14 protein-coding genes and 1 riboswitch are annotated in these 11,769 nt (G+C 68.2%); of the genes, 9 read left to right on the top strand and 5 right to left on the bottom strand.

Features of this window, described 5'->3' with window-relative positions; translation table 11 throughout:
• The first annotated feature begins 22 nt into the window (after positions 1-22).
• Complete coding sequence (locus tag ACOJTD_RS20940; RefSeq protein WP_420134786.1) at positions 23-1,240, top strand: ABC transporter substrate-binding protein; 1,218 nt, start codon at positions 23-25, stop codon at positions 1,238-1,240.
• 181 nt (positions 1,241-1,421) lie between these two features.
• On the opposite strand, the gene ACOJTD_RS20935 is transcribed toward ACOJTD_RS20940, so the two are convergent.
• Positions 1,422-2,396, bottom strand: a complete 975-nt coding sequence (locus ACOJTD_RS20935) for a YheT family hydrolase (protein ID WP_420134785.1) — start codon at positions 2,394-2,396, stop codon at positions 1,422-1,424.
• Between the two features lie 306 nt (positions 2,397-2,702).
• On the opposite strand from ACOJTD_RS20935, the gene ACOJTD_RS20930 reads away from it, so the two are divergent.
• Together ACOJTD_RS20930 and ACOJTD_RS20925 are read left to right on the top strand one after the other, a co-directional pair.
• A complete protein-coding gene (locus tag ACOJTD_RS20930) occupies positions 2,703-2,897 on the top strand; it encodes a hypothetical protein (RefSeq protein WP_420134784.1) in 195 nt (64 codons plus the stop codon).
• Positions 2,898-2,944: 47 nt separating this feature from the next.
• A complete protein-coding gene (locus tag ACOJTD_RS20925; RefSeq protein WP_420134783.1) occupies positions 2,945-3,472 on the top strand; it encodes a GIY-YIG nuclease family protein in 528 nt (175 codons plus the stop codon).
• On the opposite strand, the gene cutA is transcribed toward ACOJTD_RS20925, so the two are convergent.
• Positions 3,399-3,725: a divalent-cation tolerance protein CutA gene (cutA, locus tag ACOJTD_RS20920; protein ID WP_254983717.1), complete on the bottom strand. Its 327-nt coding sequence runs from the start codon at positions 3,723-3,725 to the stop codon at positions 3,399-3,401. The genes ACOJTD_RS20925 and cutA overlap by 74 nt on opposite strands.
• 95 nt (positions 3,726-3,820) lie before the next feature.
• On the opposite strand from cutA, the gene ACOJTD_RS20915 reads away from it, so the two are divergent.
• Together ACOJTD_RS20915 and ACOJTD_RS20910 are read left to right on the top strand one after the other, a co-directional pair.
• Positions 3,821-4,033, top strand: coding sequence for an FmdB family zinc ribbon protein (locus ACOJTD_RS20915; protein WP_054165641.1), 213 nt, complete (start codon positions 3,821-3,823; stop codon positions 4,031-4,033).
• 111 nt (positions 4,034-4,144) lie between these two features.
• Positions 4,145-4,639, top strand: coding sequence for a hypothetical protein (locus tag ACOJTD_RS20910; RefSeq protein ID WP_420134782.1), 495 nt, complete (start codon positions 4,145-4,147; stop codon positions 4,637-4,639).
• A gap of 50 nt (positions 4,640-4,689) precedes the next feature.
• Here the strand turns inward: ACOJTD_RS20910 and ACOJTD_RS20905 are convergent, their stop codons facing one another.
• The 3 genes from ACOJTD_RS20905 to cobT form a co-directional block, all read right to left on the bottom strand.
• Entirely contained in the window at positions 4,690-4,935 is a 246-nt protein-coding gene (locus ACOJTD_RS20905; protein WP_420134781.1) for a hypothetical protein, read from the bottom strand.
• Between the two features lie 140 nt (positions 4,936-5,075).
• Positions 5,076-5,744: a 5,6-dimethylbenzimidazole synthase gene (bluB, locus tag ACOJTD_RS20900; RefSeq protein WP_420134780.1), complete on the bottom strand. Its 669-nt coding sequence runs from the start codon at positions 5,742-5,744 to the stop codon at positions 5,076-5,078.
• 17 nt (positions 5,745-5,761) lie between these two features.
• Positions 5,762-6,817, bottom strand: a complete 1,056-nt coding sequence (gene cobT / locus ACOJTD_RS20895; RefSeq protein WP_420134779.1) for a nicotinate-nucleotide--dimethylbenzimidazole phosphoribosyltransferase — start codon at positions 6,815-6,817, stop codon at positions 5,762-5,764.
• 95 nt (positions 6,818-6,912) lie between these two features.
• Positions 6,913-7,129, top strand: a riboswitch (cobalamin riboswitch).
• 119 nt (positions 7,130-7,248) lie between these two features.
• Here cobT and ACOJTD_RS20890 point away from each other — a divergent pair.
• From ACOJTD_RS20890 to cobN, 4 genes are all read left to right on the top strand, one after another.
• Positions 7,249-7,698 (top strand): DUF1636 family protein, encoded by a 450-nt coding sequence (locus ACOJTD_RS20890; protein WP_420134778.1) that lies wholly within the window; start codon positions 7,249-7,251, stop codon positions 7,696-7,698.
• Positions 7,695-8,228: a bifunctional adenosylcobinamide kinase/adenosylcobinamide-phosphate guanylyltransferase gene (gene cobU / locus ACOJTD_RS20885; protein ID WP_420134777.1), complete on the top strand. Its 534-nt coding sequence runs from the start codon at positions 7,695-7,697 to the stop codon at positions 8,226-8,228. Before ACOJTD_RS20890 ends, cobU begins: the two co-directional genes overlap by 4 nt.
• 5 nt (positions 8,229-8,233) lie before the next feature.
• On the top strand, positions 8,234-9,241 hold the full coding sequence (gene cobW, locus ACOJTD_RS20880) for a cobalamin biosynthesis protein CobW (protein WP_420134776.1): 1,008 nt from the start codon (positions 8,234-8,236) through the stop codon (positions 9,239-9,241).
• A 165-nt stretch (positions 9,242-9,406) separates the two neighbouring features.
• On the top strand, positions 9,407-11,769 hold a 2,363-nt coding region (cobN, locus tag ACOJTD_RS20875; RefSeq protein ID WP_420134775.1), incomplete at its 3' end, for a cobaltochelatase subunit CobN.

Here is an 11,769-nt window from a genome sequence, read left to right as displayed (position 1 = left end):
AACAACGAACCGAGGAAACCCCATGAGACGATCGATCGTCGGCCTCGCCGCAGCGGCGGCCGTGCTGCTCGCCGCGCCCGCCGCGCAGGCCCAGAAGAAATACGATCCCGGCGCCAGCGACACCGCGATCAAGGTCGGCCAGACCGTGCCGCTGTCCGGCCCGGCCTCGGCGTATTCGTCGATCGCCAAGACCCAGGCCGCCTATATGCGGATGGTCAACGAGCAGGGTGGCGTGGGCGGCCGCAAGGTCAACCTGATCCAGTACGACGACGCCTACTCGCCGCCCAAGACCGTCGAGCAGGTGCGCAAGCTGGTCGAAGGCGACGAGGTGCTGCTGACGTTCCAGATCATCGGCACCGCGCCGAACGCCGCGGTGCTGAAGTATCTCAACGCCAAGAAGGTGCCGCAGCTGTTCGCCGCCACCGGCGCGGCGCGCTTCACCGACCCGAAGACCTATCCGTGGACGATGGGCTTCAATCCCAGCTACTTCGTCGAAGGCCGCATCTACGGCCAGTTCATCCTGAAAGAGCATCCGAACGCCAGGATCGGCGTGCTGTGGCAGAACGACGATCTCGGCAAGGATTATCTGGCCGGCATCAAGGCCGGGCTCGGCGACAAGGCCGCCAAGATGATCGTGGCGGAAGCGTCCTACGAACTGTCCGAGCCGACCATCGATTCGCAGATCCTCAAGATCCGCGATTCCGGCGCCGACCTGCTGTTCAGCGCCGCGACGCCCAAGCAGGCCGCGCAGGCGATCAAGAAGCTGTACGAGATCGGCTGGCATCCGGTCCACATCATCGACATCAACGCCGGCTCGATCGGCGCGGTGCTGAAGCCGGCCGGGCTCGAAGCCTCGAAGGGCGTGATCAGCGTCGGCTACGTCAAGGAGCCGGACGATCCGCAATGGGCCAATGACGAGGGCAACAAGCGCTATCTCGCCTTCATGTCGAAGTACTACCCGGACGGCGACCGCAATTCGAGCTTCAACGTCTACGGCTACATCACCGCGCAGCTGTTGGTGCAGGTGCTGAAGCAGTGCGGCGACGACCTGACGCGCGAGAACGTGATGCGCCAGGCCAGCAACCTCACCAACGTCCCGCTCGACATGCTGCTCCCCGGCATCACCGTCACCACCACGCCGACCGACTACCGCGTCAACAAGCAATTCCAGATGGCTAAATTCGACGGCGAAAAATGGGAACGCTACGGCGACATCATCACCGACCAGGCGAAGGAGTAGTAGCCCCTCCCCACGTACAGCGCGCCCCCTCTCCCGCTTGCGGGAGAGGGCTGGGGTGAGGGCGCCCCAGCCGCTGACTCAGCTACACGGGGAGAGGAGTGCCCACACCCGCCGCGCTTCGCGCGTCGACCTCTCCCGCAAGCGGGAGAGGTGCGCCGTACCGCGTCGCTCAGTCAGCAAACTACACGCCGCCCAGCCACGCGCACACCGCCTCCGGCATCGCGTGCACCGCACCCGGAAACGGTCCCGTCGCGAAGCCGACGTGGCCGCCGTCATTCGGCTGCAGCAGCGTCACGTAGTCGCCGACCTGATGCGGCGCCGGCAGTGAGGCGCCGGGGACGAAGGGATCGTTGCGGGCGTTCAGCACCAGCGCCGGCACGCGGATCCTGTGCAGATGCGGTTTCGCCGACGCGCGTGTCCAGTAATCGTCGACATCGGCGAAGCCGTGCAGCGGCGCCGTGAAGGCATCGTCGAACGCGCGCAGCGTGGTCGCCGCGAGCATTCGGTCGCGATCGAACAGGCCGGGATGCTGCGCCAACTTGGCCAGCGCGCGCGGCTTCATGGTGCGCAGGAAATTGCGGACGTAGATCTGCCGGTTGAGGCCCGCGTCGATCGCGGCTCCGGCGGCGAGCAGATCGAGCGGCGCCGAGATCGACGCCACCGCGCGCACCGTCTGCGCCGCGCCCGCACCGGCCTCCTCGGTCCAGCGCAGCAGCGCGTTGCCGCCGAGAGAAACGCCGGCGGCGATCACCGGCGCGCCGGCGCGCTCGCGGATGCGATCGAGCATCCAGCCGATCTCCTCGAAGTCGCCGGAGTGATAGGAGCGCGGCGCCAGATTGGGTTCGCCGGAGCAGCCGCGGAAATGCGGAATGCTGAAGCGCCAGCCACGCGCCTGTGCAGCCCTAGCGAAGGCGATCGCGTAGCGGCTCGACGACGATCCTTCCAGACCGTGGAACAGCACGAGCCACGGCGCACCGTCCGCACCGGCGAGGTGATCGATGTCGATGAAATCGCCGTCCGGCGCACGCCAGCGCTCGCGTGCGAGCCGCAGCGCCTCGTTCGGCCGCGGCTTCGCGAACAAAGCCGGCCAGATCGTTTGCAAATGGCCGCCGGGCAGCCACCACGGCGCCTGGTAATCGCGCAAAGCTTCGCACATGAGATGGATCGTCGTCGGAAAACGAAAGGGCGGAACCGCAACCTGCCGCCGTCGCAGCGCTGCCGTCAACACCACACCAGCCAACGCCTCGCCAGGCTGCATCCGTGATGCCGCGAAACCGCGATGCGGCTCGCGCCATCGGAGATGATGTTACCCGCCCTCGCCTTTCGCGAGGTCCTCGCGCAAGAAATCACGGCGGCGAAGCGGTGATCGCCATTGCGCGCGCTCCGCTTCGCGCTAAGCTCATCTTCGAACATAACAGTTCCGGCGCCAGCGCAGCTTCGGACGGGATGGGACGAGGGGACGATGAAGGCCCAGGACACCGCACAGTTTCGCGATCTGTCGGCCGACGACTTGGAATGCCTCGCAGCGGCCGAATGGGCGCAGGCGAAGGCGTTGTCCGATGCGCCGAAGGATCTGGTAATGAAGTCCGCCACCGAGATGCAGGCGCGCGCCAAACTGAAGCGCATGCTGCTCAGCCAGGTGCCGACCAAGCACTAAGCCGTTCCTGCGCTTGACCGCGCGCCGCGCCATGCAACACTGCGGCGATGCAGCTTCCGTCGCTCGACCTCTGTCCCGCCATCGGCGGCGCTTATGTGGTGGCGCTACGCGTCGGCGCGCCGCTGAGCGTGCGACTCGGCAGAGCCGAACCGGTCCGGCTCGCTGCCGGCCGTTATCTGTATTGCGGCTCGGCATACGGCCCCGGCGGACTACGCGCGCGGATCGGTCGACACTTTCGCCGCGACAAGTCGATCCGCTGGCACATCGATCAGCTCACTACCACTAGCGATGTGCTCGGCGCCTGGACGATCCCGCAGGGCGATGAATGCGAGCTGGTACGCCGGCTCGGCTTCCTGGGCAGCCCGATCGCCGGCTTCGGCGCCAGCGATTGCCCGGCCTGCCGCAGCCATCTCTTGCACTGGCCGCAGCGCATCGCGCGATCCGCCCTCACTGCCGCACTCGCGGCGAATGCGGCACACCCACTCTGGCTGAACGGCCCGGCTACTTCGCCGCCACCTCGCGCCGCAACCAGCCGAGATATTTCTCGGCTCCGGCCGTCACCGGGACCTGAATGATCTCCGGTGTGTCGTAGGAATGCAGCTTGCCGATCAGATCCCGCAGCGCCGCGAACTTCTCTGGCAAGGTCTTGAACAGCAGCAATTGCTCGGCGTCGCTGGTGATCTTGCCGTCCCACCAATAGTGACTGGTGATCGCCTGGATTTGGACGCAGGCGGCAAGCCGGGCCTCGAGTGTTGCGATTGCTAATCGTTCCGCCTCCTCCTTGTTAGGAGCCGTTACCATCACCACGCAGGCAGCAGCTTCATCCATCGGCTATCCTCCCTTCTACGCATGGCCGGCGCGTTGCGCGCGGCCACGGTTGTTTGCTATCGCTGGGCGTCCGCAGTTCCGTTCAGGAGATCGTCATGCCGATCTACGGCTATGTCTGCAACAAGTGCGGGCACCGCTTCGAAACGCTGCTGTATGCGAATGAGACCGCGGCCTGCCCGACCTGCGAAAGCACCGACCTCGACCAGCAATTGTCGCTCATCGCCAAGCCAGGCAAGGCCGGCCCGGACGTGCCTATGTGTGACGGCGCCGGCGGATGCGGCCGCTGCATGCCGGATCTTTGCGCCTGACACTCGGGTCGCTGCGGCCTGCGTCGCTTTGCGATCTCCCGCGCGAGGAACGAAGTCGCCGCCATCGCCGTTCTGCCCGCTGACCTCTTTCCGTAAAAGGCAGCGAAGCAAATGGCGCAAGTGAGCCGCGTATTCGACAGTCCTGGCCGCGCGCAGGCCGCCCTCGACGAATTGAAGAGCCTCGGCTTCGACAACGCCGAGCTGCTGCCTGGTGAAAACGGCCGTGGCGGCACGACGGTCCGCGTCGAGCCGCCGTTCGGCAGCGCCCTGCGGGTCGAGCAGGTGCTCGACCGCCACGCCCGCGCCGGCGCCACCTCGTCTCCGGCCAGGCCGGCGGCGCCCGCGAAGCCGGCGGCCCTCGAGACGGCGCCGACCGCATCGCCGGCTCCGGCTACGACGCGGAATGCGCCCTCCGAGACAGCCGCGAAGCCGGCCGCATCGTCCCGCAACGGGTCGCATGCGGGGGTCAGAACCGGCCCGCGCACGCTGTCGCAGTGGCTGGGGATTCCGGAGCTGATCGATTCCGATACGTTCTTCTCAGGCTTCCCGCTGCTGATCCGGCCGACTCCAAAGACGATCGCCGAGCCGGCGCCCAAACGCGATTGAGGCCGCCGCCCCGAAGGCGGCGACCCGCGAGGTCACTCTTCCAAGAAGTTTCAGTCGGCCTTTTCGGACGTGCGCGTATTCGCGCGCCGCGCCGCGGAGGCGGTCGCGCCAGCCTCGGTGCAGGGAATCGGCGTCCAGCTTCCGTCCGGTGCCTTCATGTACGAGGTGCAGCCGTTCGACGTGGCTTCAGCGGCATTGCGCTGCTGGCCTTGATTGTTGGCCATCGCCGGCGCGGACAAAAGCGTCGTCGCGGCCAGAGTGGCAATGCCGATCAGGGGTAGGCGTGAAGTCGTCATGTCCGGTCCTCCATTGTCGGAACGGGCCGGACTATTCAGACAAATTGTGACAACTTCTTGCAAAAGCGGCGGCGCGGCGCCGCTTTGCTTAACGGTCGTTAAATACGCGCCACGATCAGTACGATCGCGCACCGAAGACGTCAGCGATACAGCACGCCGCGGCCGACCGACGTGCGGTCCTGCCAGTTGAAGCGGACCAGTTCGGGGTCGACGTGCTCCTCGACCGGCCAGCCGACGCACAGATAGGCGATGAACTTCCAGTCCCCCGGCACATCGAGATCGGTCGTCGCCGTCTCCGGATCGAGGATCGAGACCCAACCGACGCCGAGGCCGAGCGCGCGGGCGGCAAGCCAGAACGTCTCGATCATCGTCACGACCGAATAGTCCAGCGCTTCCGGCATGGTCTGGCGCCCGACGCCGAGTCCCTGCGGCGTTGCGCGGTCGCAGAACAGCGCGAACTGCCGCGGCGCGACGTCGATGCCCTCGAGCTTAAGCTGCGCGTAAAGCTCGGCGCGCTTGCCGTGATACGCGCTCGCGGCGGCGTCGTTGCAGCGGACGAAATTGTCGCGGATTTTGCTGCGCATCGCCGGGCTGTCGACGCTGACCCAGCGCCACGGTTGGCTGTTGCCGACCGAAGGCGACAGCTGGGCGAGGTCGAGCAGATGTTCGATCAGCGCCGGATCGACCGCATCGGGCTTGAAGCGGCGCACATCGCGCCGCCACGCGATCAGCTCGGCCAGCTTCTGCTGGAACGCCGCGTCGAACTCCGGCGGCTTGGCGTTGAGGCTCGCTGGATGATCCCCGGTCATGCTGCTACCCTGATGTCCTACAGTTTGCCCGCCAACACGTCGGACAGGTCCGCCACGTCGGTCATCAGCCGCGCCGCGGCGCGGACCAGCGGCACCGCGAGGATCGCGCCGGTGCCTTCGCCGAGCCGCAGGTCGAGATCGAGCAGCGGCTCGGCGTCGAGCGCCTGCAGCGCGAGGTCGTGGCCGCGCTCGGCGGAGCGATGCGCGAACACGCAGTAATCGCGTGCCGCCGGGGCGAGCCGCACCGCCAGCAGCGCCGCTGCGGTGGCGATGAAGCCGTCGACGATCACCGGCCTTTGCTGCGACGCCGCGCCGAGCACGGCGCCGGCCATCATGGCGATCTCCAGCCCGCCGAATTCGCACAGCACTTCGAATGGCGCGGTCGCGGCGCTGCGCGCGGCCGCCATCTCAATCGCGGCGCGTTTCTTCGCCATGCCGGGCGCGTCCTGTCCGGCGCCGACGCCGATGCAGGCGTCGAGCGGCGCCGGCCCTAGCCGGTGCAGCAACAGCGACGACGACGCGGTGTTGCCGATCCCCATTTCGCCGAGCGCAATGATCTCCGCACCGGCCTTGATCTCGGCGACCGCCAGCTCGGTGCCGCGGGTCAGCGCCAGCGCGGCTTCACCCGGCGTCATCGCCGGTTCGCGCGCCGCGTTGCCGGTGCCGCGCCGCACCTTGGCGTCGATCAGGTCGGGATGATTCGGCAGGTCGGCGGCGACGCCGGCGTCGATCACCCGGACGTCGACATGGCTGGCGGCCGCGAACGCATTGGCGCAAGCCTTGCCGGCCAGATAGGTCATCACCATCGCCACCGTGACGGCGGACGGATATTGCGACACGCCTTCTTCGGTGAGGCCGTGATCGCCGGCGAACACCATCAGCACCGCATTGTCGCAGCGCGGCTCCGCCGGATGGCGCATCGCGCCGAGCGCGACTGCCAGAGTCTCGATGCGGCCGAGCGAACCCGGCGGCTTGGCCTTGCCGTCGATGCGGGCGCGCAGCGCGGTTTCGAGCGCGCGGTCCACCGGCACGATGTGCGGCGGCTGCCAGGCAACGAGAGTGTCGGTCGGCATCGGCGGTCCTTTGATTGCTGAACCCGCGCAAGTGGCGGAAGTCGGCGCCGCCGTCAACTCCACCTTCCGCGCGGTTGACCCAGCCGGTAGCCGCAGATACCGTGACCAATGATGGTCCTTCCGCGAGGAAGGTGAAAAGGGAATCCGGTGCGAGCGACGTTGGTCGGCTCAATCCCGGTGCTGCCCCCGCAACTGTAAGCGACGAGCCCGCGCCTCTGCCACTGGGACGATCCTGACATCGGGATCCTGGGAAGGCGGCGACAGGGCCGCGACTCGCGAGCCAGGAGACCTGCCATCAGCAACAGTGCTTTGGAGGCGTCGGGGCGGGGTGCACCGGACGGAAAGCAGCCCGGTGACGCAGCGCGCCACCTCGCGCGATCCGACAAAGCTCGAAGCTGTCAGGCGCCAATGGCGCAGCCGCGAGCAAGGGCATGGATCGCAGCCCCACCGATCAATCGACCACCACGACCGACACTGCCGACGTTGAAGCTTCGCCGCGGCCGACCGGGCCGGTGGTGATCAGCGTCTGCGTGTCCTGCAAATCCGCCGACGGCCTCAATGCCGGCGCGCCGATGCTGGAAGCGATGCGCGCCGCGCTCGGCGATGCCGCCGATGTTCGGGTGCGGCCCGTGCAATGCCTCAGCGTCTGCAAGCGCCCCACCACCGTCGCGGTGTCGAGCGCCGACGGCTACAGCTTCGTGTTCGGCGATCTCCTTCCGAATACGGCCGCCGAGGCGATCGCCTCGTTCGCCGCCGCCTATCGCGACAGCCCCTACGGCCTGGTGCCGTGGCGGCAGCGTGCCGAGGTGCTGCGCAAGGGCATGGTGACCCGGCTGCCGCCGCTCGGCTGGTCGCCCGACGACGGACGCGCACCGACATGACCGCGCTCGTTTCAACGCTGGTGCTCGGCGGCGCGCGTTCCGGCAAATCGGTGTTCGGCGAGAAGCTGGTCGCCGGCAGCGGCCTGACCAAGATCTATCTCGCCACCGCGACGCGTAGCGACGACGAGATGGCCGAGCGCATCGCGCATCACCGCAATCGCCGTGGCTTCTCCGGCTGGACCACCGTCGAGGAGCCGCTGGCGCTGGTCGATGCGCTGACCCGCGAGGCCGGCCGCGGCCGCGCCGTGCTGGTCGATTGCCTGACGCTGTGGCTGTTCAACCTGATGGAGGCCGGCCGCGATCCCGAAGTCGAGGCCAAGCGGCTCACCCGCTATCTCGGCGTCGCTTCCGTACCGATCGTGCTTGTGTCCAACGAAGTCGGTCTCGGCCTGGTGCCGGAGACGCCGCTCGGCCGCGCCTTCCGCGACGCGCAGGGCCGCCTCAACCAGATCGTCGCCGCCACCGTCCCCCAAGTCGTGTTCGTCGCCGCGGGCCTGCCGCTGTGGCTGAAGCGTCCGCAGCCGGAGTAACTAACATGTCGACCCGCATTCCCGTCACCGTGCTGACCGGCTTTTTGGGCGCCGGCAAGACCACGCTGCTGCGCTCACTGCTGACGCAATCGAACGGCCGCCGCATCGCGGTGATCGTCAACGAATTCGGCGACGCCGGCTTCGACGGTGGACTGATCGAGGATTGCGGCGACGCCGCCTGCACGCCGGACGATATCGTCGAGCTCACCAATGGCTGCATCTGCTGCACCGTGGCGGACGATTTCATCCCGACCATGGAAAAGCTGTTGAACCGCGACCGCCCGCTCGACGCGATCGTGATCGAAACCTCGGGCCTCGCGCTGCCGCAGCCGTTGCTGAAGGCGTTCGCCTGGCCAGCGGTGAAGACCCGCGCCACCGCCGACGGCGTGGTTACCGTGGTCGACGCGCTGGCGCTCAGGGAAGGCCGCATCCCGCTCGACGACGACGCCACCAAGGCGAAGCGCGACGCCACGCATGACGATCCGGTCGAGGAAGTGTTCGAGGATCAGCTCGCCTGCGCCGATTTGGTCGTGTTGTCGAAGAGCGACCTCGTCGCCGCCGATCAGCTTGATGCGCTGGAAGCAAAGCTCGCGTCGCGGCTGCGGCCGAACGTCCGCATCATCCGCTCGCACGGCGAATTGGCGCCGTCGGTGCTGATCGGCCTCGACTCCGCCGCCGAAGACGACCTTGCGTCCCGCACGGGTCATCATCCCGAAGGCGAAGAGCACGATCACGATGATTTCGACTCGATCGTGGTGACACCGCAGCCGGCCGACACGCTGGATGCGATGCGCAGCCGCATCGACGCCGCACTCGGCCTCGACGGCGTGCTCCGCGTCAAAGGCCACGGCCGCATCGCCGGCAAGCCCGCGCCCGTCGTGGTGCAGGCCGTCGGCACCCGCGTCGACCTCGCCTTCGCCCGCCCCGACGCCGCCCGCGCCGACCATCTGGTGGTGATCGGCCTGAAAGGCTTCGACACCGACGCCGCGCGCCGCGCGCTGGCTGGCGCCTGACGCGATGACGTGCCCCCTCGTTCGTCATCCTGAGGTGCACGCCGACTTCGGCGTGCCTCGAAGGATGGCGGGGGCACGGACTTGCGACCATCCTTCGAGGCGCGCACATGCGTGCGCGCACCTCAGGATGACGGCGGCACGCGTTGAAGCGCGAAGGTGCACCTCATGCACCTGAAGCTCGATGCCAGCGCCAGTATCGACGACGGCGATGTCGCGCGGGATCTCGGGCAGGAGCCGGCTGAGATCGTGGTGTTGTCCGCTGCCGACACCGACCTCGCGGCGTTCGCCGCCGCACGCGCCGAGCTCCCCGATGACTTCCCGAGCCTGCGACTGACCAATCTGCTGGCGCTCGGCCATCCCGCCTCGGTCGATCTCTATGTCGAGCGCACGCTCGCCAGGGCCAAGATCGTGATCCTGCGCATGCTCGGCGGCGAAGCGTATTGGCCGCACGGCGTCGAGAGCCTGCGGCGTGATGCCTTCGCGCGCGGCGCGCTGTTCGTCTGCATTCCGGGCGAACTACACTGGGACGCTGGCCTCGCCGCGCGCGGCAACGCCGACCTCGACGACGCGCACGCGCTGTGGCGCTATTGCACCGAAGGCGGCGTCGACAATCTGCGGTTGGCGCTGCGCTACGCCGCCTGGATGATCCTGCGCGACGACCCGCCACCGCCGCCGCGACCGATGCCGGCCGCCGGCTTCTGGCCCGAAGAGCCGCGCACCGCGAAGCGCAGCCGGGCGCTGATCATCTTCTACCGCGCGCTGGTGGCGAGCGGCGACACCGCAGCGATCGCGGCGCTGCGCGCGGCGCTGGAAGCGCGCGGCCTGGACGCGGCGTGCCTCTACGTCACCAGCCTCAAGGACGCGCGTTCCATCGCATTCCTGAAGAGCGCGCTCGCCGCCGAACCGCCCGACGTGATCCTCAACGCTACTGCCTTCGCCACCGCGACGGCCGCGGACGACTCCGGCATCCTCGCCACGGCGGATTGCCCGATCCTACAGATCGCGCAAGCCTGCGTCAGCAAAGAGAGCTGGGAGCAGTCGAGCCGCGGCCTCAACCCGCGCGACCTCGCGATGCATGTGGTGCTGCCGGAGGTCGACGGTCGCATCTTCGCCGGCGCAGTCGCCTTCAAGCAACGCCGCGGCGACGACGGCGACTATGCGCCGACCGTGTATCAGCCGCTCGATGACCGCATCGACGCCGCGGCCGATCTCGCAAAAGCGTGGGTGCGGCTGCGCCGGCTGCCGTTGCGCAAACGGCGCATCGGCATCGTGCTCGCCAATTATCCGAACCGCGACGGCCGACTCGGCAACGGCGTCGGCCTCGACACCCCGCAATCCCTGCATGATCTGCTCTACGCGCTGCGCGAAGACGGCTACGACACCGGCGCGCTGCCGGCCGACACCGCCGAGCTGATGCAGACGCTGCAGAGCGGACCGACCAACGAACTCACCGCGCGCGAACAGCGCAGCGGCGGCGTCAGCTGGCCGGTCGCCGACTACAAGGCCGCATTCGCGACGCTGCCGCAGGCCGTGCGCCACGCGGTCGACAACCGCTGGGGCCGGCCCGAGGCCGATCCGCATGTGGTGGACGGCAACTTTCGACTGGCGCTGCATCGCTTCGGCGCCATCCTCGTCGGCGTGCAGCCGGCGCGCGGCTACAACATCGATCCGAAGTCGAGCTTCCACGATCCCGACCTGGCGCCGCCGCATCACTACCTCGCGTTCTATCTGTGGCTGCGCCGCGCCTTCGATGCCCACGCGGTGATCCATCTCGGCAAGCACGGCAATCTCGAATGGCTGCCGGGCAAGAGCGCCGGCCTGTCGCAGGATTGCTTCCCGGCGGCGCTGCTCGGCGCGCTGCCGCATCTCTATCCGTTCATCGTCAACGACCCCGGCGAAGGCATCCAGGCCAAGCGCCGCACCGCCGCGGTGATCGTCGATCACCTCACGCCGCCGCTGACCCGCGCCGAACTGCACGACGAGATGGCACGGCTGGAAGGCCTGGTCGACGAATACGCGCTCGCCGCCGACCTCGATCCGAAACGCGCCGACGCGATCGCCGACGACATCCTGTCGCTGGCCCGCGCCACCCGGCTCGACGCCGACGTCGCGATCGACCGCGACACGCCGACGCTGGACGCGCTGCGCGCCCTCGATGCGCATCTGTGCGACCTCAAGGAAATGCAGATCCGCGACGGCCTGCACGTCTTCGGCCGCACGCCCAAGCCGGCGCAACGCGACGAATTGTTAGTGTCGATCGCGCGGCTGCCGCGCTCCGACCTCAAGCCGCAGGACGCCTCCCTGCACCGCGCGCTGGCGCTGGATCTTGGATTGACCGATGCGCAGGGCGGGCCGTTCGATCCGCTGACGCGGGATCTGGCCGATGATTATCAAGGCCCACGCCCGGCGCTTCTCGCCGCACTGAGCGACCGGCCGTGGCGGACCAACGGCGATACGGTGGAGCGTATCGAGCTCCTCGCATCTCAATTAGTCTCGGCCCTTCCCCGCCCACAGCCCAACCCTCTCCC

The sequence above is a fragment of the Rhodopseudomonas sp. genome, from assembly GCF_048594845.1.
GTDB lineage: Bacteria > Pseudomonadota > Alphaproteobacteria > Rhizobiales > Xanthobacteraceae > Rhodopseudomonas.
Note: the sequence above shows the minus strand (reverse complement) of the source record. Positions and strands in the feature narration are given on the sequence as shown.